The 22,529-nt window shown below is 66.4% G+C and carries 17 protein-coding genes, 1 tRNA gene and 1 pseudogene; 8 read left to right on the forward strand and 11 right to left on the reverse strand.

All coding sequences use genetic code 11. From position 1 onward, the window contains the following. Positions 1–48: 48 nt before the first annotated feature. Positions 49–864 carry a M48 family metalloprotease gene (locus tag AW273_RS27060; protein ID WP_062353874.1) on the forward strand — a complete coding sequence of 272 codons (816 nt, stop codon included), beginning with the start codon at positions 49–51 and terminating at the stop codon, positions 862–864. Here the strand turns inward: AW273_RS27060 and AW273_RS27065 are convergent. Together AW273_RS27065 and AW273_RS27070 are read right to left on the reverse strand one after the other, a co-directional pair. After that, positions 861–1,436, reverse strand: a complete 576-nt coding sequence (locus AW273_RS27065) for a pyridoxamine 5'-phosphate oxidase family protein (RefSeq protein ID WP_062353877.1) — start codon at positions 1,434–1,436, stop codon at positions 861–863. The genes AW273_RS27060 and AW273_RS27065 overlap by 4 nt on opposite strands. Positions 1,437–1,455: 19 nt before the next feature. After that, a complete protein-coding gene (locus tag AW273_RS27070; RefSeq protein ID WP_062353880.1) occupies positions 1,456–2,439 on the reverse strand; it encodes a TolB-like translocation protein in 984 nt (327 codons plus the stop codon). 104 nt (positions 2,440–2,543) lie between these two features. Between AW273_RS27070 and AW273_RS27075 the strand changes: the two genes are divergently transcribed. After that, the gene (locus tag AW273_RS27075; protein ID WP_157556194.1) at positions 2,544–3,059 is read left to right on the forward strand and encodes a hypothetical protein; all 516 of its coding nucleotides are present in this window, start codon (positions 2,544–2,546) and stop codon (positions 3,057–3,059) included. A gap of 837 nt (positions 3,060–3,896) precedes the next feature. Here AW273_RS27075 and AW273_RS27080 read toward each other — a convergent pair. The 5 genes and pseudogenes from AW273_RS27080 to AW273_RS27100 all read right to left on the reverse strand — a co-directional run bounded on the left by AW273_RS27080 (position 3,897) and on the right by AW273_RS27100 (position 13,103). Next, entirely contained in the window at positions 3,897–4,856 is a 960-nt protein-coding gene (locus AW273_RS27080) for a hypothetical protein (RefSeq protein ID WP_157556196.1), read from the reverse strand. A gap of 74 nt (positions 4,857–4,930) precedes the next feature. Beyond that, on the reverse strand, positions 4,931–9,160 hold the full coding sequence (locus tag AW273_RS27085; RefSeq protein WP_083950085.1) for a LamG-like jellyroll fold domain-containing protein: 4,230 nt from the start codon (positions 9,158–9,160) through the stop codon (positions 4,931–4,933). Between the two features lie 1,447 nt (positions 9,161–10,607). Continuing rightward, a pseudogene (locus AW273_RS27090) lies at positions 10,608–11,989 on the reverse strand (IS1380 family transposase). Between the two features lie 122 nt (positions 11,990–12,111). Next, a complete protein-coding gene (locus tag AW273_RS27095; RefSeq protein WP_062338397.1) occupies positions 12,112–12,603 on the reverse strand; it encodes a YajQ family cyclic di-GMP-binding protein in 492 nt (163 codons plus the stop codon). A gap of 17 nt (positions 12,604–12,620) precedes the next feature. Further along, positions 12,621–13,103, reverse strand: coding sequence for a GNAT family N-acetyltransferase (locus tag AW273_RS27100; RefSeq protein WP_062353889.1), 483 nt, complete (start codon positions 13,101–13,103; stop codon positions 12,621–12,623). 93 nt (positions 13,104–13,196) lie between these two features. Here AW273_RS27100 and AW273_RS27105 point away from each other — a divergent pair. Then, positions 13,197–13,281: transfer RNA gene (locus AW273_RS27105), tRNA-Tyr, on the forward strand. Between the two features lie 52 nt (positions 13,282–13,333). Here the strand turns inward: AW273_RS27105 and AW273_RS27110 are convergent. Then, the gene (locus AW273_RS27110; RefSeq protein WP_157556198.1) at positions 13,334–14,152 is read right to left on the reverse strand and encodes a GAF domain-containing protein; all 819 of its coding nucleotides are present in this window, start codon (positions 14,150–14,152) and stop codon (positions 13,334–13,336) included. A gap of 96 nt (positions 14,153–14,248) precedes the next feature. After that, entirely contained in the window at positions 14,249–15,631 is a 1,383-nt protein-coding gene (locus tag AW273_RS27115) for a sensor histidine kinase (RefSeq protein ID WP_062353895.1), read from the reverse strand. 324 nt (positions 15,632–15,955) lie between these two features. Between AW273_RS27115 and AW273_RS27120 the strand changes: the two genes are divergently transcribed. Next, the gene (locus AW273_RS27120; protein WP_062353897.1) at positions 15,956–16,786 is read left to right on the forward strand and encodes a phosphoribosylaminoimidazolesuccinocarboxamide synthase; all 831 of its coding nucleotides are present in this window, start codon (positions 15,956–15,958) and stop codon (positions 16,784–16,786) included. Between the two features lie 3 nt (positions 16,787–16,789). Here AW273_RS27120 and AW273_RS27125 read toward each other — a convergent pair whose 3' ends face one another. After that, positions 16,790–17,329 carry a DUF302 domain-containing protein gene (locus AW273_RS27125; protein WP_157556200.1) on the reverse strand — a complete coding sequence of 180 codons (540 nt, stop codon included), beginning with the start codon at positions 17,327–17,329 and terminating at the stop codon, positions 16,790–16,792. A 134-nt stretch (positions 17,330–17,463) separates the two neighbouring features. Between AW273_RS27125 and AW273_RS27130 the strand changes: the two genes are divergently transcribed. From AW273_RS27130 to AW273_RS27140, 3 genes are all read left to right on the forward strand, one after another. Next, complete coding sequence (locus AW273_RS27130) at positions 17,464–17,802, forward strand: VOC family protein (RefSeq protein ID WP_062353899.1); 339 nt, start codon at positions 17,464–17,466, stop codon at positions 17,800–17,802. Positions 17,803–17,857: 55 nt separating this feature from the next. Next, on the forward strand, positions 17,858–20,215 hold the full coding sequence (locus AW273_RS27135; protein ID WP_062353900.1) for an ATP-binding cassette domain-containing protein: 2,358 nt from the start codon (positions 17,858–17,860) through the stop codon (positions 20,213–20,215). 93 nt (positions 20,216–20,308) lie between these two features. After that, positions 20,309–21,529: an FG-GAP repeat domain-containing protein gene (locus tag AW273_RS27140; RefSeq protein WP_062353901.1), complete on the forward strand. Its 1,221-nt coding sequence runs from the start codon at positions 20,309–20,311 to the stop codon at positions 21,527–21,529. Between the two features lie 559 nt (positions 21,530–22,088). Here the strand turns inward: AW273_RS27140 and AW273_RS37500 are convergent. Beyond that, positions 22,089–22,229, reverse strand: a complete 141-nt coding sequence (locus tag AW273_RS37500; protein WP_157556202.1) for a hypothetical protein — start codon at positions 22,227–22,229, stop codon at positions 22,089–22,091. 104 nt (positions 22,230–22,333) lie between these two features. Between AW273_RS37500 and AW273_RS27150 the strand changes: the two genes are divergently transcribed. Next, positions 22,334–22,513 carry a hypothetical protein gene (locus AW273_RS27150; RefSeq protein WP_062353903.1) on the forward strand — a complete coding sequence of 60 codons (180 nt, stop codon included), beginning with the start codon at positions 22,334–22,336 and terminating at the stop codon, positions 22,511–22,513. The last annotated feature ends 16 nt before the right edge of the window (positions 22,514–22,529 follow it).

Genomic DNA, 22,529 nt, shown 5'->3' on the forward strand with positions numbered 1-22,529 from the left:
CCCAAACGTCTCCTCACGTTGGAGGGGAGGAGCGTGCGGAGGTGGACGATGCGGAGAAACGGGACGCGTACGGCGGGGATGCTGGGCGGGTCCGCCGTGCTGATCGTCGTCGTCGCGGGGCTGCTCGGGGGAGTCACCGGCCTGGTGGCCGGGGTGCCGCTGGCCGCGGTCACCGTGTGGGTGGCCTACTTCTTCTCCGACCGGTTCGCCCTCGCGGCGCTCCGCGCCCGGCCCGTCGGAGAGGTCGAGCACGCCGCCCTCTACGAGATCGTGCGGGAGCTCTGCACGCAGGCCCGCCGCCCCATGCCCCGCCTCTACGTCTCCCCGCTGGCCCAGCCCAACGCCTACGCCACCGGCCGCACACCGCGCAAATCCGCCGTCATCGTCACGCAGGGGTTGCTGACGCTGCTCGACGAGCGGGAACTGCGCGGGGTGATCGGGCACGAACTGGCCCACGTACACAACCACGACACCCTGCTCGCCTCGGTGGCCGGGGCGCTGGCCACCATGTTCACCACGTCGGGCTACCTCGGCCCGGTCTTCGGGGTGCGCCGCGCCGACGACGAGACCCCGGCCCCGCTGACCCGGTTCGTCGCCGCGCTGCTCGCGCCGATCGCGACCGGCCTGGTCAGGCTCGCGTTGCCACCCGACCGCGAGTTCGCCGCCGACGAGGCGTCGGCGCGCATGACGGGTGACCCGCTCGCGCTCGCGTCCGCGCTGCGGCGCATCGACGCCAGCAACCGGGCCCGGCCGCTGCCGCGCAACGGCCGGATCGCCAGCGCCAGCCACATGTTGTTCGCGGGGCCGTTCGCGACCCGTCCGACCACCGCCGAGCGGGTCGCCAACCTGGAGCGGCTGCGCTAGCTGCGCCGGTTCGCCGGGTCGGTCTCCCCGGGGTGCAGCCCGAACAGGCCGTCGATGCTCTCCCGGAGGGCGCTCGACCGCTGCGTCTGGCGCTTCTTCGAGCTGTCGAGCTCGTGGTGCTCGTCGAGGAGGGTGCGATCCTGCTCGAAGGCCATGAACGGCACCGAGTAGCCGCAGGAGTCGGAGATGCGGTCGCAGCTCACCACGATCACCGACCTGACGGCGGGATGGGGCCCGAAGTTCTTCAGCAGTTCCTCGAAGCGGGTGTCGGCCGGGGTGACGACCTCGCCGGTGCCGTACAGGCGGACGATCTTCGGCGGCCCGGAGAACGCCGCGAACATGAGGGTGACGCGGCCGTTGTCCCGCAGGTGGGAGATGGTCTCGACGCCGCTGCCGTCGAGGTCGAGATAGGCGACGGTGGTGTCGTCGAGGACGGCGAAGGTGTCGGCGTAGCCCTTGGGAGACACGTTGACATGGCCGCCGCTCTCGGGGGCGGTGGCGACGAAGTAGACCGGCTGTGAGGTCACGAATTCCCGCAGCCGGTCGTTGATCACGTCATATTGTTTGCCCATGACCGGACGATAACTCCGATCATTCGCCCGGCAGCCACCATATCCACAGGTTGGACCGCAGGCTCCAGGTGTCGACCTTCTTCATCTCGCCGGTGTCGACGTCGATCGTCCGCAGCCCGCCGCCGATGACGTCGCCGCTCGGGCTGTTCCGGTACGTCCAGAGCAGCAGCCGGTCAGAGGTCTGCCAGACCAGCTTGTTCGCCCGCTCGCCCTTCGGCATCGTCAGCTTCACCGGCGCCCCGACCGAGTCGGACGACAGGTCGTAGACCCGCAACGCGGCCTGCCGGCCCTCGATGAACACCGCGATCGACCGCCCGTCGTCGGCCAGGGCCAGCGGATAGTTGTCGTCGACGACCTGCGGCACCTCCTGGCTGTTCACCTCGCCGCCGGCGTCGTACGACGAGAAGATCGTCGTGTTCTGGTCGGAGGTGCCGGTCACCATCACCTTCGAGCCGTCACCGCTGAACCCCTGAAGGGTGGCGTCGGCGGGCAGCGTGTAATAGCTCCCCGACGCCACGTCGACCACCTTCGTCGGCTGCTTCCCCTGGACGTAGTCGATGGCGATCTGCTTCCCGTCGTACGACAGCAGCGTGTCGACGTCGTTGATGAGGAGCCCCTTGGGCGGCTTCGCCGCCGCTCCCCGCATCGGATAGACCCTGCCGGTGACGAGATCGCGCACCACCAGCTTCTTCGTCTTGGCCGTGAAATAGGCGATGCGCCTGCCGTCGCCGCTCAGCGCCGGCTGCAGCGAACTCTCCCGGTCGACGCCCCCCGACGCCGTGACCTGGTGCACCTGCGCGTCCGGGAGCGGCGTCGTGCTGCCGTCCCGGCGGTAGACCATCCACTCCCCGCACGGCACCGTGTAAGTGGCCTTGGGGCACGCTTTCAGCCAGACGTACCGCGCGGGCGAGGAGGCGGCTCCCGTCGACGCCTCCGCGACCGCCGCCGGCGACACGACCGCGAGCGCCGTCACCACGGCGGCCACGTATGCACGCTTCTGCATGTGCGTTCCTTTCGTCACCGGAGTAGATGCCGGAACCGGCGCGGAAGTTGGCAGCGAATCGGTATCCGGCATGAGGATGACCCGGTTGTGATGGAATCTGGCGAATGGAACGCGCACGCCAGTTATTGGGCGATGTCCTGATCGGCATCACACTGGTGGTCATGGCGGGCGGCGCCTATCTCGGCGGTCACTACACGATCAGCGACGAGACGGTGCCCTATTCCGGGACGTATGAGCCCCTCCGAGGCGTCGAGATGCCCGCCGCCTACGAGTCGGTCCTGACGATCAGCTACGAGGTGCCCGGCGGGCTGCTGCTGCGCCAGGTCCACAACCAGTATGGGACGGTGCTGCTGGTCGGGCTGGTGATCTGGGCGGTGCTCGGCCGTTTCCGCTACGCGCTGCCGGCCTTCGCGCTGGCGCTGGTGGCGTCCTTCTCCGGTGCGCAGATGGCGGAGGGCAACGCTCCCGTTCCGCTCTGGTTCGCCGCCCACATCGCCGCAACCCTCGCCATGGCCGCGATCCTGGTCGTTTCCTCGCGGCGCGAGGCCAAGGAGAGGCCTATTTCGGTCGGGTATGTGGCCGGAGTTCTCGGCCTGCTGGTGGCTTTGGCCCTTTTCTGATGCATTTCCGCCGTTCGGCGGAGACCGGGTCGTATACGCCGCCTGTGCGACCCCGGAAAGGACTCAGGGCACATGGCCGCTTCGGCGACCGTGTGCCCTGAATGTGCCCTCTGATCTTCGGCCGGACGCGAAGACGCAGGTGTCAGCGATAGTTCTTGAACTGCGTGTGGGTCGCTGTTGCCTGGAGTGATCGCGGCGTCTGGGCGACGACCTGGGAGATGTCTGCCGGTGGTTGTCGTTCCCTGCGGGCAGTACTCGGTCTCGTGTGCCCTCGTTGTGCCCTGCGGTGATCAACCCGACGTACCCGATGGCAAGCCGACCCGGAGCGCAGGGCCGCCAGGCCCGAGCACCGGAAGCGGTGCGGCAGCCGATCTTCCGTCCTTCATCCAGGATTTTCGAAGCGCTCAGTCCGGCCAGCTTTTGCCGCCGGACCGGAGTAAGCGTGTGGCCTTGCGGAAACCCAACGCCTACGCATTACGAGTCAGGCGCACCCTGTCCACATGGGTCCGGGCATGTCTGCTGACCAGCGCCGGAGCCCCTTGAGTGCTCAGCGCGTCCGTACATATGCAAGCTCGTCGTTAGCAACAGCGTTAGCAAGGTCATCGCTCCGCACGGACGCTCCGAGGTGCTCGTCCACGCGGACGGTGAGACGGTGTGGATCGCGTGGACGAGTGTTCCGGCACACGGGGGGCAGGGGGCTGGGAAGCCCCCGCTTCGAGCCCGTTGGGTCGGGGTCTGGATACCTGTGAACCTCGGGACCGCTTGGTGAGAGCCCAAGCAAGTTGCTCTATCTAGCCTGGAGGAGGCGCTGAGAATGGCGGCGGATCTCGCCCGAACTCAAGTCGTGGGAAGAGCCAGAATGTCTGCTCGGAGAGCGTCCCATTCACGGAAAAGAGCGTTCCGCGCCGGCAGCAGCGCCTCCATGTTCCGGCTACCAGTGTCGAGGGAGCGTACCCCCTGCCGGATCGCGATGGCGGCCTGCCACCGATGCCACTCTGGTGACGCCTTTTCTACCGGTCCGAACCAGTGCTCCTGCGCGAGGTCCAGCGACTCATCGTGGCTCACCGGCATGTCGATCTCATAGCGGCTCGCCAGCATGTCGATCAGGCGGCGAAGAAAGACCTGCCGGGCATCGGGCGTCACGTTCCGGAGATGTTCGGCGAGCTCGGGATCCAAGGATGCGAACGCACTCGGCGGCGTAGCACCGGCCGGTATCGGATGGTCGACGACAACGACCGTCTGCGGAGTGTCCAGCCAGTCGAGCCCGAGCCGCATTCCACCGTGCATCTCCATGACAGCCAGGGCGTCGGCCTTGCCCTCGGTAATATCCGTCTGACGCATCATGTCCAGCTCGCGCTGGAACTCGGCCAGATCGCTGCCGAACGCCTCATCGATATCGAAATACTCCCCGATTCCGAACAGGACCTCATCGTCTTCGACACAGACGATTGTCTCTCCCCCTAACGTGTGCCAGGACGTCGACCACAGCCGACACCCGTAACTCAGCCAACGACGGAATTCAGCGGTGTTCGTGTGGACCGTGCCGAGTTCGACGATATTCACTCCGAGTTCCGTCTCGGTGAGGATGAAATGGTTGACGGGTGTAATTCTGTCGGCAACCATTCGTGGACGCTCTTCATACACCTCCGGCGGGGCGCCTCCCGACAGCGTAGTCGCGATCGTCTGCAGGTCGGCGGGACCGCCGTCAGAGAGCATCACAGACCAGGCCATGCTCTCCGCGAGGGGGGTCCGCCGGAACATGTCCAGATAATGAAGCACTGCGGCATCCTGACGCATACGTAAACCTTCCCTGACACTGTGGGGCCGGATACCGGAATCATTTCCGCGATCCGACCCCACAGTGACCCTAATTATGGATTAGAAATTGGCAGGATACATTTCTGAAGATTTTCTGGCTCCGACTCGAATCGAACATAGAAGGGGTCTCCGACAAGGAGGCGATTTCTGCTGTAGAACCGACCTACGACACCTCCCGCCAATTCGTTCTCCGTAGCCGGGATAGGACAGAGTGAGAACCCAGCATTGGTGATAAGCGCTCCGGGATACGATGCGTTCCACCTCTCCCATGTCGCGGCGTAGGGGAATTCGTCGCACTGATTCCCGGAGGTCCCGCCCGTGTTACTCCCCCACATCCGGTTGCATCTGGGCCTGGTGATGCTTCGACGGTTGGCGTCCCCCACCGCCCGATCGATGCGGTGCAGGAGATTGTATTTCATCGTCTTGTTCTCATCCCAACAACCAGGGATGTTCTTTTCTTCGAGTGCGATGAATCCGGCGTTCGGGTTGAAGGACGGATAGGTGTCGTCTGGCTCGTAACACGCGTTCCACTGGTGATGATAGGCAGCATCGTATCCCTGGCCAAGCTGATTCAGCACCGAGGGCACAGCGTTCGCGAACGTACAACCGCCGCTTCCCCAGTTATAGGTGGCGGAGTCGCACTGAACGAAGGCAGTGCGATTCGCCTGACCGGTGTTTCCCATGTAGCGGGCGCCGTTGGCCAGAATCAGTGTCTGATCCGGGAAAAATCCATACGTCATGAGCGTTTCCACTGTCGCGTCCTCATCGTTGGGTAGGGAGACGGTGTATCCGTCGTCCTGATCCCACACGATGCTTCGCAGGTTTTTCGCCTTCGACTCGGGGCACCGTAGATAGAATCTGTGCGCGTCACCCTCCGCCCAGTCAAGGAGGGACTTCTCCTGATTGTTGTGATGTACCTCTCCGTTCCACTGGGTGACGTGATCGCATTCTCGAGCGTTCACGACTTCCGAATCGCCTGACATCACCCCGAGCTTCATCCGATGGGCGGCTACCAGCGGCGTCCTGTCCATGATCTCTCGTACATGAAGATCAATGAAGATGTCACGGGTCGTCGCGCTCGGGAAGGTGCGCCTGCTCGCCTCGCCGTTGAACGTGTAGCCGATGAACATCACTTTCGCCTTGAAATGGGTCTTGGTCTTGGACCCCCGGAGTTCCACGATCTTGATCGTGGCAATCGAACACCACGAGAAGCGATTCATGGCCCAGCCCGACCGGCGTCGCGCAGGGCCCTCGTTTTCCTCACACTTCTCCGGGGTGATTCGAGGACGCTCGTTCGTCGCCGGAGGAGGTGTGAGCGATGAGGTGGTCCGGGCCTCTGCCGCCTGTGAGGTCTTACGAGATGGGGACGGGGACTCCGCTGTTCGCAGAGACCGCCAAGCAGACCAGGCCCCGGACACTCCGTTGGCGGTCACCTTCGCCCGCCACAGCGCCGGCTCTCCCGCCTTCAGCTTTCCCTGCGGAACACGAATGGTGACGCGAGAATCCTGGGATCCGGCCGAAGCCCGGCCTGTCCAGATTCGCTGTGGCCCGGCGACCTTCTTCTTCGCGCTGAAGTCATTCTTGGGCTCACGCACGACTTCCACGTCGACCACGGCGTCGGCGTTGCCCGGCCGAGCGATCCATGTGGTCAGTTCGGCCGCACCATCGGATTCGGCGAGCTTGAGGACCTCGGGCGCGGAGCGCACCCTCAACTGATCATCCCCGCGGGTCGTCGCCACAGCCATGGGCGCGCTGCCGATGGGGGTGTTCATGTCGGTCACGATTTCGGCCGGGGACTGGGCCCTGTTGTAGACGCGGACCTCGTCGATCCGGCCCTCGAAGAACTCACCCCACACATCGTTGCCACCGATACGAAGAGCGCCACCGTCGTCGATCAACGTCCCGGTCACCGGTTCACTGACGACTTCCTGGCCACCTATGTAGAAGCGGGCGAAGCTGCCGTCGTAAGTAACCGCCAGATGACTCCAGGTATTGAGGGGCAACGGCGTGGGGATCCCCACGGGACTCGCATTGAACATGCCGAACTGCAGCCACGCGGACGGACCCGTCTCGTCGGAGGCGTACAGGCCGTAGGAGGCCCCCTCCATGCCGATCAGTTCCTTCATGACGACGGTGCTCCAGTCGGTGACCGAGCTCGGCCTCACCCAGGCCGACAACGTCATCCCTGTCGTCAGCCGCAGAGAACTCGCATGGTTGACCGTCACCCAACTGGGCTCGCCATCAGTCAAGCCGTCGAAGGACAACCCCTGACCGTACTTGCCCGTGACCCACCCGGTATCCCGGGCCACACCCGCGTTCCCACGGCCCGAGGAGTCGGCCACTACCGTTCCCGACGACGCGTTCATGCCATAAGCCGCCACCAGCCCCGACGCTGGCGGCGGGGAAGGGCTGGGCGAAGGAGAAGGAGAGGGAGAGGGAGTGGGCGAAGGGGGCGGCACGGTCGTGGTGAATTCCCAGAGGAACGGGGCCGGCATTTCATTTCCGGCAGAATCTTTCGCGCCACTAACTTCCGCCCGGTAATACGTCCCAGTCAATTGCTGCGAAGGCGTGAACGTCCAGGTGATGTTGTCCGCGGAAGCTGCGACGGCGCCCGCGACTGTTCCTGACCCTGCCTGGTCCCGCAGACCGATCTGAACATCACTGACCGGCTCGGAGAACGTGACGGCCACCTGGGTGCCGACCGGCACACCGATCGCCCCGAGGTCCGGCGTCGCCGTGACGACATCTGGAGGCGTCACGTCCCCGCCTGGATCGGGCGTCGGAGTGGGGAATTCTTCCGGCCCGGGCTCCGGCTCGCTGAGAAGTTCCTCGGCCTTCGTGATCATAGAGTCGGTCGAGCTGGTGCTCGAATCGTAGGCCTCTTCCCACGTCATGTTGGCGTCGGCGTTGAGTGACGCGGCCGTGTTCACCAGGCTCGGGTCATTCAGCGCCGCCACCGCCTCTTCGTAGGTGTCGATCTCCTCCTCGTCCGAATAGGTCCATGAGGCGATCAGATAACTTGGCGGAGCCTCGTATTCAATCATCAGCGCGGGTGCGTGACGATATCCCGGATAGGGATCGCCGCCGTACTCGCTGGAGTAGTACTGGCGCCAGTTGATCGCGGCCGTCTCGCTGTACGCCTTCAGCACCAGACCGTGGTTGGGGGCGCCCTGCTGGATCCAGGCGCGGGTCATAGTCGTCACGTCGTGCCAGAGCGGCTCTTCCTTCGCGCACCACATTCCGGGTGAGGCATCGTAGTTGTACCCGGCCTGGTTCCGGCCCTCGGTACCGCCCACGGTCGAAGGCTGCGCGTACCAGTTGAGGCCGGTGGTCGTCCATGACGAGGCGAGGCGCGCCGCGACGATCCCCGAACCCAGCGGGTCTCCGCACAACGCGTTACCGGGCCCGCCGGACTTGTAGTTCCAGACGATCAGATCCGCGTCGTGGACCGTGGCGTCCTCGAGTTCCGGCGCGTCCAGGTCGAACTTGAGATAAACGCGGGCGATGTCCGCGCTGCTCGAGGTAGTGCCCGCGCGTAACCAGCCGGCCGCCGCGTTGTTGTTGTACGGGTCGTTCTTGCTGACCCACGCGTCGGTGGGTTCGGCGCCGCCGAACCACTCCGAGGCGGCGGCAATCGTCACGGGGAACGTCACACCCGGGTCGGAGAGGAACGCCGTGTCCGGTGAGAAGACGAGTTCCTGGCCGGAACCGGTGGTTTCCACGCGGGCCGCAACCGACGAGGTCCTGCCCTTCTCCGGCGAATCCTCCGCCCTGGCGTCCACAGCGGTCAGCACCACAGGAGCCGCCGCCGGATCTCCCTTGGCGTCCTTCAGCTGGGGCAGCCCCTGAGGGGTCTTGCCGAAGGTGGAGCCCTCAGGAAGGGTGAGCGGCAGGCGGACAGTCACAGGGGCCGACGGCTTGCGCCGGAACACCACCTGGGAGATGTAACCATCGGCTTGGGCCAGCACTACCAGGTCCGCGCCGGGCGCGACGGCGTCGGGATAAGTGACCGCGTTGCCCGAGATCTTCGGTTCAGGCAGCGCCCGGGTCACGCGCAGACCGCTGGTGCCGTCCTCTCCAGCGGCCGAGACCAGGTTCTTACCGCCGGACCGCCCGAAAACCAATGGGGTCTTCACCCTAGCAGCCTGAAGTTTCCCGTCCTTGTGCCGAATGCTGGTGTCGATCGGCTGCCAGGCCTGATTGGCCGGGTTCTGCAATTGAATCGGACGGGTATGCAGCTCAGCTTGTAAACGATTTGTTTCAGGGCTCGCATACACCTTCATTTTTTTCGGTGAATCGCGATGGAACCTCGACTCGTTTCCCTGTCTTCCTGGCCTCTTCGAACGCCGCAGCCAGCGCCGAGTCGGTGTGTGGCTTCAGCACGGCGGGATTCGATGAAGTTGACGTGGGTTTCGGCGTGGGAACCTGGGCTGCCGCAGGCAGATTGACGACCGACAGGGGTAGGACAAGGGCAGCGGCCAGCGCCACCCGTCCACTTCGTCGACCCAACCGTGCCGAGCGTGATGATGATGTGTTCACTCAAGCCTTTCGACCTAAATGCGGGGAAGGCTGGACACCACAATGATCACACGTGTCACGGCAACGGTAAAGATCAATTTTGTATCGGGAAATGCGTGTTCCGTGATCCCTCAGGAAGGCATACGTCAACCGCGGAAATATGAACGGAAGGGCAACATCCGGCCTCGTGCAGATGAGATTTCACGGCAACACGCATTCGTCGTGGCGGCCAGGCTGCAGACCGCTCCGTCCACTGCTTCCGGTGAGCAGCCGGCGACCACCCGTACTCCTCGAGAAACACCTGCGAGGAGGGCAGACACGACCGGAACTCTCACCGCTGCGCGATCACTCCCAATGGGCACCCACCGCCATCTGCGGCGTCACTGACTCTCCGCCTGCCGAAATATCACTACGCAGTTAAAAGTCATATTCAATACTCGCGAAGGACTCCGCCGAGTGAAGCTAAAGAGACATGAGTGTTTGCCGCTTCTCGCCGGACGGATGGACATAGAGAATCACGCCTGGCCGCGCGACGAGGGTCACAATGTCTTGGTTTATTGACAGACGCACCCAGTTCTCATGTGATACCAGCACACGCAAAGGCGTTCTCCTGACTCCTGGCATGGAGGTCCAGCCCTCACGACCAGCAGCTCAGACGCTTTGATTTAGGACGTACGCCAAGTATGCACAATCATGTTTGAATACACCCGACGGGATAACTACTGGTTGCTCGGGCGGTTGCTCGGCAGTACGCGTTACTGGACGGCATTGCGCACTACAAGTGGGGACTTTGACCGCGGCAAATCCGGGCGGTCTAATGGAAATGGATAGCCCGCGGCATTGGCAGACACTAAGTCCGCATATTTTAATCTTGAGGTTCAGGGGTTTGGATATTTGGCGTCCCACTTCCGGAACAGCCAGTGGCCGCCAACCCTTCGGGCAGCTTTCGACTGCCGTTCACTTGGCCATACGAGGGTGAGGACTATTCGCGAACTCTCGATGCTGCATAGAGCCACTATGAGATCTTCTCCGTTGAAGCACGTAACTAACCTCGATGTTTCACGATCTTCGTCGGGTTGCCTGAGCGGTTCGGCTGGGAGTTGATTTCGCTCTACTGGTCAGCCTGGCGGCCCGGCTGTCGCGCCGGGTGGGCGGGGTTCCACGGGCCCGCAGAGGGTGTTCTTTCTCGTCGTTGGGGCGGATTCGTCCTGGTCAGGTCGGGGCCGGGAGGGCTTGCAGCCGGGTGATGGCGGCGGCCAGGTGGCTGGCCCAGGGCCAGTGTGCGGCGATGCGCAGGCGGAGGCGTCGGCCGCCGCGGACCAGGCGGGCGGCGACGGCGAACAGTCTCAGCCGCAGTCGTTTGGGTTCGTAACGGCGGGCCGGTCCGTCCAGGGCGAGCATCTGTGTCCATGCCATCAGTTCGCAGGCCAGCGCGACGATCTCGCACCAGATCTGGTTCTGGGTGAAGTCGTGCAGCGGCAGGTTGCGCAGACCGGTGTCCTTGGCGGCGCGGATGCGGTCCTCGCAGCGGGCGCGGCGGCGGTGGCGTAGTTCCAGGTCGGCGAGCTGGCCGGCCCGGGTGTTGGTGACGAAGCAGGTGAAGCGGTGGCCGTCGATGTCGGTGAAGCGGAGTTGTGCTCCGGGGTGCGGGCGTTCTTTGCGGACGATCAGGCGCATGCCCTTGGGCCAGGTGGTCAGGTCGAGCATGCCGGTCAGTTCGGCCACCCAGGCGCCGGGCCGCGCCTGCCGGTCGGCGTCGTAGGCGGGCGTCCACACCTCGGGGGGCAGGGCCAGGATCGCGGCGCCGATGTCGTCGGTGAGGGTGAACCCGATCGAGTAGGCGAGCCGGCGGCCGGGTGTGGTCAGCCAGGACAGGAACTCGTGGGTGCCGCCGCCGGAGTCGGTGCGGATCAGCACCTGTCTCCGGCGCGGCTGGGGGAGTTGGGCCAGGGCCAGGCGGGTGACCTCGATGTGGTCGGCGGCGGTGTTGGACCCGGCGTTGCCGGGCCGGAGCATGATGGCCAGTGGCTCACCCGCGCCGCCCGCGCCGCCCGCGCCGTGGTCGGCGAAGGCCGTCAGCGGGTGGAAGCCGTAGGTCTTCTTCCAGGTCGGCGTGGCGTGTTGTTTGTCGGAGTGGGCGATGACGATGGTGGCGTCGATGTCGAGGGGATCAGCTCGCCGTCGGCTCCGGGCGCGTCTTGCCCGGCCAGTGACCAGGCCCGTTGCCGGGCGGCGGCCCGGGCGGCGCGGATCGCCCGGAGCGCGCGGGCGGGGTCGGCGGCCAGGCGGTCGATCAGCCGGGACACCGTCGGATCGGATGCCACGGGTCCGAACAGGCCGGGCTGGGTGCGCAGCATCGCGATGTCGGCCAGGCAGTCCCCGCCCAGTGCCAGGGTGAGGGCCAGGTCGGCGATGACTTTGCCGGGGTCGTGGACCGCTCGCGGTGGCCGCCACCGCTCCAGCTGCGCCGACAGCGCATTGCCCAGGCCGGTGACTCGCAGCGTCTGTGTCAGCAGCAGCCCGCCGGCCTGCGAGATGAGCCCCGAGCCGTCGGCGGACGCCACGATCTTGTGCTGGGAGACGATAGTCTTCACGTGAAAAGTGCCTTCTGAACTGGCGCGGATTGGACTCTAGACAAGCCCTATCCTCCCAGCTCAAAGGCACTTTTCTCATGTAAACGATCAAGTTGGCTCAAACTCGCCGTGAAAGCCGCAGGCTAACGGTAGTTCTTGAACTGCAGCGCGATGTCCAGGTCCTTGCCCTTCAGCAGGGTGATGACCTCCTGCAGGTCGTCCTTCTTCTTGGAGCTCACCCGCAGCTCCTCGCCCTGGATCTGGGCCTTCACGCCCTTGGGCCCCTCGTCGCGGATCATCTTGGAGATCTTCTTGGCGTTCTCCTGGTCGATGCCCTCCTTGAGGGCGACCATCAGCCGATATTCCTTGCCGGAAAGCTTCGGCTCACCCGCGTCGAGGACCTTCAGGGACAGCCCGCGCTTGATCAGCTTCTCGCGGAACACGTCGAGGACCGCGTTGGCCCGCTCCTCGCTGTTCGCCTTGATCTCGATGTCCTTCTGCCCGGACCAGGAGATCTCCGCGCCGGTGCCCTTGAAGTCGAAGCGGTGCCCGACCTCTTTGACCGTCTGGTTCAGCGCGTTGTCGACCTCCTGCCGGTCGATCTCAGAGACAACGTCGAAACTGCTATCGGCCATCGGTGTCCGTGTCCTCTCTACGTTCCTACCGACCTTAGCCGCCTCATGACCACTCGCGGCGCCACCTCGATCCCGAGCTCCCGTTCGTGTGCTACGAGGGCTTCGAGTCCGGGGCCCCACTCGGCGGAGTCGAGCACGTGGAAGCCGCGCCTGGCGTACCAGGGGGCGTTCCACGGCACGTCCCTGAACGTCGTCAGGGTGACGTCGCCCAGGGCACAGACGGCTTCCAGGAGGGCCGTCCCCAGGCCTTTTCCCTCGTGTACGGGATGTACCGCCAACTGGTCGAGATGCACGTTGCCGTCGAGGCCGCTCACGAGGGCGAAGCCCACCGGGGGCCGGCCGGTCACGTAGACACGCCCGGGGTCGGAGACTTCTTCGATCATGGTGGTGCCGGGTGGGAAGACGATGCCCAGCGTGGCGAACCGGGCGTCGGCGGCCAGCTCGACGGCGGCCAGGCCGGGCAGTTCGGCGGGGGTGGGGTGGCGGATCACACTGGCCATCCTGGGCGATGGACGTCTGGGACAAACCGATGTCACGTGTACGGCGTGAGTCCGCTATTCTCTTACCTGTCGCCGCCGAGAGGCGGATGACAAGGCAGGTTGCCCGAGTGGCCAAAGGGAGCGGACTGTAAATCCGTCGGCTAAGCCTACCCAGGTTCGAACCCTGGACCTGCCACCAGCAGAAAGAACGGCCCCCGACCAGACACTGGTCAGGGGCCGTTTTCGTGTTCCTACGAGAACCACGCCTGCACGGCGACGCCCGTCAGGTCGCCGGGACCGGTGACCATCTGTGCGACGACCGTCGCCGTGCGGCCGTCCGACAGGACTATCTCCACCATCGCCTCCCGGCCCTGCGCCACCAGCTTCACGGCGGCGTCCTCCAGGGCGAGCCGATCGCCGAGACCCAGGTCCGGGGGCATCGAGGCCGGGACGACGGTCGCGGCTCTCGAGTCGAGGAACCTTCTGAACAGGGCCTGCTCGCGGCTGGTGCTCAGGTCGAGCAGGCTCTGCTCGACCTCGTAGGCCGTCCGCCGGATCATGGCCCGGACCCGCGCGTCCATCCGTTCACCCAGAGACGCGATGCACACGACCCCTTCCACGCGCCCGGTGAGGGGATTGATCACGGGGCTTCCCACGGCGGCGAATCTCTGCAGTGCTTCCCACAGGTGCTCGCTTCCCGACACCTGGTAGGTCCGCCGCTCCAGCAGCGCGGAGCCGACGGCGTTGGTGCCGATGTCCGACTCGGCGTAGCTGAAGCCGGGAATGACGCCGAGGGCGTCGGCCGCCGACCGTATCGAGTTGTCGCCCAGGACGCGCTGGGCCAGCACTCCGGACGCGTCGCTCAGGAACACGCCTGACGGGGTGTCGGCGATGTCCGTCTGCAACCGGTCGAGCACGGGCTTGGCCGCGCGTACCAGCATGCTGTCGAAATCCAGGTCGTCGAGCACGCGGACCTTGAAGGCGCCGGGGTTCAACCCGGCGTCGTGACAACGCCGCCACGAATTCAGGATCGGCTCGCGTACCGCCCGCTCCGCGGAATCTATGCTCAAAACCAACTCCATGATCTCGTTTGTGAGTCATGTCGACGCCCACGCCAACATTTCACGATAACGAGATTGGATGTATATCCCGAGTAAATGTTCTTACTAAACGGGCAAAGAACGACCGGTCGCGGCCGGGAGGCGGAGGACGAAGCGTGCCCCCTTGGGGATCGTGTCCTCGACGTGGAGGGTGCCGTGATGGGCGCGGGCGATGTCGCGGGCGATGGCCAGGCCGAGCCCGGTGCCGCCGACGTCGCGGCTGCGGGCGCTGTCCAACCGGGTGAAGGGCTGGAAGATGTGCTCGCGTTCGGCCGGGCGCACTCCCGGGCCGTCGTCGGTGACGCTGAGCTCCGCGATGTCGCCGGTGCGGCGTACCCCGACCGTGACGTCGTGGGCGGCGTGCCGTTGCGCGTTGTTCAGCAGGTTGCTCAGCACCCGGCATATCTGGATGGGGACGGCCTCGACCAGCACTCCGGGGGCGAGGTCGAGCCGTGTCGGGTGGGGATCGCCGATCCGGCGCGCCATTTCCTCTTCGACGAGTTCGGCCAGGTCCACGGGCTCCAGGGCGGTGAGCGGGGTGGACTCGCTCCGGGCTAGCGAGAGCAGGTCGGTGAGGATGGCCTGCAGCCGGTCCACGTCGGTCAGCGCGTGGCGGAGCAGGTCGGCGAGGTCGGTCTCGTCGGGGTGGAGCTGGGCCTCCTCCAGTTGCACCCGCAGCCCTGCCAGCGGAGTGCGCAGCTCGTGGGAGGCGTCGGCGGTGAATCGCCGCTGGTGGTCGAGCGAGTGCCGCAGTGACGTGGTGGCGTCTTCCAGCTTCGCGGCGATCATGCGTTCATGGGTGTAGCGGCGGGCGTTGTCGACGCACACCGCCGCGCGGTTGACCAGCTCCTCCGCCAGGGCGAGGTCGTCCTCCTCGAAGGTGTTCCTGGCCTTCGAGCGGTAGAAGCTCACCACCCCGAGGGTGCTGCCGCGGGCCCGCATCGGCACCGCGATGAGGCTGTGGATGCCGTGCTCGCAGACCTTGCGGCCGCGTTCGGGGTCCTGCGCCATCCAGCCGAGGTCGGTGGACAACACCGGTTCCAGTACGGGTTGCCCGGTGGCCGCGCTACGAGCCTGCGGCGTGGTGGGAAGCAACTGGATCAGCGCACCGACCGGATAGAGACCCGAGTCCTCCCGGGCGCCCGAGAAGGCGACCCGGCGGAGCCCCTCGTCGGGGGACGTGGGTTCCTGTCCCCGCAACACCCGGTCGCACAGATCGACGCCGGCGTAGTCGGCGAATCGCGGGACGGCGATCTCGGCCAGTTCCTCGGCGGTCCGGGTCACGTCCAGTGAGCTGCCGATGCTGGAGCCGGCGGCGCACAGCAGGTTGAGCCGTTCGCGGGCCTGCAGGGCGAGCCGGCCGATTCCCGGCTCGCTCACCGCGAGCAGCCACCGGCCGGTGTTCGGCCGCGTCGCGGCGGTCGGGTGATCGTCTCGGTCGTACTTCAACTCGGCACCTGCGCGATCTCCGTCCTCTGGGCCCGGTCGACGTCGGCGCGCATTCGTGGATCAGAAAATTACACGAATAGCGACACAATCAAATGTATCAGCCACCTCCTTTTCTTCTTTTTATATCTACTCAACCTTGACGAATTGGAGAATCAGCCGATTCTCGACGTGTGTCGTCCCGGCGGTCGCCGGGCTCTGCGCTCGGCCCGCCGAACACCGGCCACGTGTCACCTGATGTACTTGTGCACCTCGACCCGGAGTGGTCCGCCAACACGCGGGTCGGGGGTCCCCTTGTGAATGCGGGCTTGAAAGGCTAGGAACCCCGTGAAGCTCATCCACTCCGGAAAAGTTCGGGACGTCTATGAAGATCGCGGCGACATCGTCCTGGTCGCGTCCGACCGGGTTTCCGTCTACGACGCCATCCTGCCGACGCCGATCCCCGACAAGGGCAAGGTCCTGACGCAGTTGTCGTTGTGGTGGTTCGAGCAGCTCAAGGACATCGTGCCCAACCACGTCATCTCCGCCACCGACGTCCCGGCCGAGTTCGAAGGCAGGGCGGTCCGCTGCAAGGCGCTGAAGATGGTCCAGGTCGAGTGCATCGCGCGGGGCTACCTGGCCGGTCTGGGCCTCAAGGAGTACGAGCGCGACCAGGCCGTCTCCGGCATCGCGCTCCCCGAGGGCCTGGTCGAAGGCTCCCGGCTGCCGGAGCCCATCTTCACGCCCACGACGAAGGCCGAGCTCGGCGCCCACGACGAGTTCATCACCTTCGCCGACGTCGTGAACCAGGAAGGCGAGGACGTCGCCGAGAACCTCAAGAAGATCACTCTGGACGTCTACAAGAGGGGCGCGGAGATCGCCCGCGAGCGTGGCGTGGTCATCGCCGACACCAAGCTGGAGTTCGGCTGGGACGCCGACGGCGTGCTGACCCTGGGCGACGAGGTGCTGACCTCCGACTCGTCCCGTTTCTGGCCGCTGGACGAATGGCAGCCGGGCCGGCCGCAGTTCGCGTTCGACAAGCAGTTCGTCCGCGACTGGGCGGCCGGGACGGGCTGGGACAAGAAGGCCCCGGCGCCGGAGGTGCCGCAGGAGGTCGTGGAGGTGACCCGGGCGCGCTACATCGAGGCGTACGAGCGGATCACCGGCCGTAGCTGGTAGGCCTCACTCGCTCTCGACCAGCTGAGCCGGTACGGGCGCCCCAAGGAAGTCCAGGAGCGCGGCGACCTTGCGGTCGAGTTCGACGCCGACCTCGGTGATGGCGGGGTTGCCGAAGGCGGCGAACTGCCGGCTGGGCTGGTCGATGGCGAAGCGGGCGACCCCCGCTTCGTCCTCGAAGATGGTCGTGCGGAGCGGTGCGTACTCCATGACGGCCGGGTCGTGGTGGAACATGCGCTGCGCGATGGTGTGGTTGCCCATCAGATATTGCACGCTCCGCCACGAGTCGCCCGAGAGAGCCATGATCTCGGAGTTGTCCAGCGACCAGAAGATGACGAAACCGTGTGGGGCGTTGCGGTCGGCGGCGCCCAGAACCGTCGCCCAGTCGGCCGATTCCTGGATGAGCCGGTCGAACACCACGCGGTCGAGCGCCGGGACGGCGTCCTCGTAGCGCCGCCGGAACTCGTCGAACGAGAGGCCGGTGTCGACGGTCAGCCGGTGGGCCTCGTACACGACGTCGAACACACGATCCTGCTGAACGGTCATGGCTACCCCCTTTCAAGGGGGAACGCCGGGTTCCGGGCGGGCAGTCCCGAACCGGTCAGGATCGGAGAAGCGCGATCATCGTGGGCGCCGATAGCGTGAGCTGCGTAAACATCCCCTGCATCAAGGAACTGACCATGACCACGCTGGGCATCAAGACCGTTCTGCACCCCGTCACCGACCTCGCCGCCGCCAAGGCCGTCTACACCGCCCTCCTCGGCGCCGAGCCGACGAACGACTCGCCCTACTACGTCGGTTACGAGAGCGAGGGCCAGCAGATCGGCCTCGTCCCCAACAGCGACATGACCTCGCCGCTCGCCCACTGGCACGTGTCGGACATCGAGGCCAAGATCGCCGAAGTCACCGCCGCCGGGGCCACGCTCCGCACCGCCCCCAAGGACGTCGGCGGCGGCCGGCTCGTCGCCACCGTCGTCGACCCCGACGGCAACGTCCTCGGGCTGATCCAGGACCGATGAGAAAACGTCGGTCGCGGCACGTACCCTCGAAGCGGTCGAGAGCCAGGGAGACATCATGAGCCGACACACCGCCGACAGTCACGACCTGATCCGGGTCCACGGCGCGCGGGTGAACAACCTCAAAGACGTCAGCGTGGAGCTGCCGAAGCGCCGGCTCACGGTGTTCACCGGCGTCTCCGGCTCGGGAAAGAGCTCTCTGGTCTTCGGCACGGTCGCCGCGGAGTCCCAGCGGCTGATCAACGAGACCTACAGCGCCTTCGTGCAGGGGTTCATGCCCTCCCTGGCGCGGCCCGAGGTCGACGTGCTCGAAGGGCTGACCACCGCGATCATCGTCGACCAGCAGCGGATGGGGGCCGATCCCCGCTCGACCGTGGGCACGGCCACTGACGCCAACGCGATGTTGCGCATCCTGTTCAGCCGCCTCGGGCAGCCCCACGTCGGGTCGCCCAACGCGTTCTCCTTCAACGTCCCCTCGGTCACCTCGGCCGGGTCGATCACGGTCGGGCGCGGCTCCGGCAAGACCGAGAAGCGCACGTTCAACATGGTCGGCGGCATGTGCCCGCGCTGCGAGGGGCGGGGTTCGGTCTCCGACATCGACCTCACGGAGATCTACGACGAGACCAAGTCGATCTCCGAGGGCGCGATCACCGTGCCCGGCTACAAGGTCGACAACATCTGGACGGTCAAGATCTTCGCCGAGTCGGGTTTCCTCGACCCCGACAAGCCGATCGGCAAGTACACGGAGAAGGAGCTCCACGACTTCCTCTACAAGGAGCCGACCAAGGTCAAGGTCGAAGGCATCAACCTCACCTACGAGGGCCTGATCCCCAAGATCCAGAAGTCGATGTTGTCGAAAGACAAGGAGGCGATGCAGCCGCACATCCGCGCTTTCGTGGAGCGGGCGGTGACCTTCACCTCCTGTCCCGAGTGCGGCGGCACCCGGCTCGCCGAGCAGGCCAGGTCGTCCAAGATCAAGGGGATCAACATCGCCGACGCGTGCGCGATGGAGATCCGCGACCTGGCCGCCTGGGTGAAGAACCTCGACGAGCCGTCGGTCGCGCCGCTGCTCGAGAAGTTGTCCCACACGCTCGACTCGTTCACCGAGATCGGCCTCGGCTACTTGTCGCTCGACCGGCCCTCGGGCACCCTGTCGGGCGGCGAGGCCCAGCGCGTCAAGATGGTCCGCCACCTCGGCTCCGCGCTGACCGACACGACCTACGTCTTCGACGAGCCGACCACCGGCCTCCACCCCCACGACATCCAGCGCATGAACGACCTGCTGCTGCGCCTGCGCGACAAGGGCAACACCGTTCTGGTCGTGGAGCACAAGCCGGAGACGATCACGATCGCCGACCACGTCGTCGACCTCGGCCCCGGCGCCGGGTCGGCGGGCGGCACCGTCTGCTTCGAGGGCACCGTCGAGGCCCTGCGCTCCAGCGGCACGATCACCGGCCGCCACTTCGACGACCGGGCCTCTCTCAAGGATTCGGTCCGCCGCCCGACCGGCCATCTGGAGATCCGGGGAGCCGACGCCCACAACCTGAAGAAGGTCGACGTCGACATCCCGCTCGGCGTGCTCGTCGTGGTGACCGGCGTGGCCGGGTCGGGCAAGAGCTCGCTCGTGCACGGCTCGATCCCCCGGGGCGCGGGCGTGGTCTCCATCGACCAGAGCGCGATCAAGGGCTCGCGGCGGAGCAACCCGGCCACCTACACGGGCCTGCTCGAACCCACCCGCAAGGTCTTCGCCAAGGCCAACGGGGTCAAGCCCGCACTGTTCTCCGCCAACTCCGAGGGCGCCTGCCCCGCCTGCAACGGGGCCGGGGTCATCTACACCGACCTCGGGATGATGGCCGGCGTGGCCACCACGTGCGACGAGTGCGAGGGCAAGCGGTTCGACGCGTCGGTGCTCGACTACAAGTTCGGCGGAAAAGACATCAGCGAGGTCCTGGCGATGTCGGTCACCGAGGCCGAGGCGTTCTTCCGCGAGGGCGAGGCCAAGATCCCGGCCGCCCACGCCATCCTCCGGCGCCTGGTCGACGTGGGCCTGGGCTACCTGGGCATCGGCCAGACGCTCACCAGCCTCTCGGGTGGCGAACGCCAGCGCCTCAAGCTGGCGACCCACATGGCCGAGAAGGGCGGCACCTACGTCCTCGACGAGCCCACGGCCGGGCTTCACCTGGCCGACGTCGAGCAGTTGCTGGGCCTGCTCGACCGGCTGGTCGACTCGGGCAAGTCGGTCATCGTGGTCGAGCACCACCAGGCCGTCATGGCCCACGCCGACTGGATCATCGACCTCGGTCCGGGGGCCGGTCACGACGGCGGGCGCATCGTGTTCGAGGGCACTCCCGCCGAATTGGTGGCGAAGCGGTCGACGCTCACGGGAGAACATCTGGCGGCTTACGTGGGCGCGTGAACCGGGCGCGATCAAGAATGGCCGCCAGGTGTGCACAAATGGCGTTCTGCTCGTGTCGCCAACCAATTTCTCGAGTCCGACGTCATTGTCTATATGACGCTGTGGAGAAAAGGCTCGGCCGCGGGTGTCGCCCTCGCGGCCGCGATCGCCCTGACGGCCGCCCCCGCCGACGCCGCCCCCAAGAAGCGCCCCGCCCTGCCGGGTGACGTCAACGGCGACGGCCGGGCCGACGTCATCGCGGGCGCCCACCTGCTCAAGGCCGGTGGGAAGGCCGACGCCGGCGCCGTCGTCGTCTGGTTCGGCGGCGCCAAGGTGGCGGCCAAGGCCCGGATCGCCACCTCGTCCAAGCCGGTCGCCAAGGAGAATCTCGGCCGGGTGCTGGCGACCGCCGATTTCGACCGTGACGGCTATTCCGACGTCATCGCGTCGGCCCGGAAGAAAGTCGTGGTCTTCCGCGGATCGTCCACGGGGCTGAAATTCGCCAAGTCGTTCGCCTGGCCGATCACCAACGCACCGATGAAGGCCGCCGATTTCGACGGCGACGGTTACGGTGACGCGGTCGTCCGGGGAAATGGGGAAATCGTTGTCTTCAAGGGCGGCAGCAAGGGGTTGACGAAATCCGGCACGCTGAAGAACGGCGCGGCCGGATTCGGCGCCGTGCTCGCGGTCGGCGACGTCACCGGCGACAAACGGCCCGATCTCGTGGCCGCGAACTTCCGGCCCGCCTATCCCGAGCCGGCCGGGCCGCAGCGGGTCACGGTCATCCCCGGGTCGGCGAGCGGCCTGTCGACGGCGCGTGCCTGGTCGTTCGAGCCGGCCCGGCGCGACGTCTTCGACCTCGCCGCGGGCGACCTGAGCGGCGACGGCAGGGCCGACATCGTGCTGGCGACCGGCGAGCAGGTGCTCGTCCACCGGAGCCTGGGCACCGGCGTGAGCACGCCGCAGACCCTGTCCTTCTCCAACTTCCCGGGCAACCTCGCCGTCGGCGACCTGCTCGGAGACGGCCGCGCCGAGCTGGCCGTCCACGTCGCGGCGGACGACCACGACTGGGTCGAGATCTACAAGGGAACCGCCGGGGGAGTGACGGCCGAGCCGACCCGGACCCTCCAGAAGGAGAACTACGAGACCGGGTTCGGCGCGTCGTTGCACATCTCCGACGTCGTGGGTGACAAGAAGCCCGATTTGGTCGCCGGGGCCCCGGGCGTCTACGCGGTCGGGCGGGTCCACGTGCTCCCGAAGGGGAACTACACCGGCCTCCAGCGGCGTGAACTGAGCACGACCGGCGCCCACGGCCTGGGCTTCTCCCTCCCGTAACCGGTCGTGCTCCAGGAGGGCGATGCGGCCACGACGCGACATGCCGGGCAGATGAGGACATGGGCTCCCACGAGCCATGGGCCTTTCTAGGGTCCGGGTATGCACGACGGACTCATCCGGTGGTCGACAAGGTGACGTTCGGGCTGGTCGTCTGGGCCGGCGTGGTCGTCGAGGCGGCCCCGTGCGCACGTCGCCGGGCCCGCGGTCGCACGGCCGACGAACTGCCGAGTGGACGGCGCGATGCCGACGAGGACACCGTGCTCGACGGGCTGGAGCTCCGCCCGGGCCAGGTCAGTTCGCCCCACGTGCTGGTCAGGAGCCGCTCTACGAGGACATCCCCCGGCCGCGCCGCATCCGGCTGCACGGCAAGGTCGTCGACACGCTGGAGGCGACACGCCCGGGAAGATCTGGCGTTCCTCCTCTTCGATGTGCTCGTCGAGGAGCTCCGAGAGGCGCTTCAGGGCCAGGTGGAGGGGTCCGGCGTCGCCCCCCGGCGGCGAAGGCGTTCGCGGCGGCCCGGCCTCGTTCGGCAGCGGGTCGAGCAGCGAGTGGTCCTCGGTCAGGTCGGCGGCCACACGATCTCGTTCTCGCGCGTGTGGTGCCACGGCTTACGAAGCGGGCGAGGGCCCTGGTCCCGGGTGGGCGTGGTGGCCGTCAGGTGTCCGGTGAGGGCGACCAGGCGGTGCGGGTCGCCGCGCATGGCCCCGGGATGATCCGGATGCCGGTGCCTGGCGGAGACCTGGGGTCTACTTGGTGTGACCTATGGGGCGAAACTGACGGTGGGGGACGCTAGTTTGTCGGGCTATGAGGAGTCGATGGGTGGGGCCCGACGGCTACGCGATCGTGCCCGGGCTGTTCGGTGACCGTCAAGTGCTCCGCGTCGAACGGCATGGCCGCCACCTCGCCTACTGCTTCTCCGTCGACGAGGTCGCCCGCTTCGTCGACCTGGCCGACCTCTGCGAAGTCGTCTCCCTGCGGCCATAACAAACACCCCAAGGTA

This window comes from Herbidospora yilanensis (assembly GCF_001570565.1).
In the GTDB taxonomy this organism is placed as follows: Bacteria; Actinomycetota; Actinomycetes; order Streptosporangiales; family Streptosporangiaceae; genus Herbidospora; species Herbidospora yilanensis.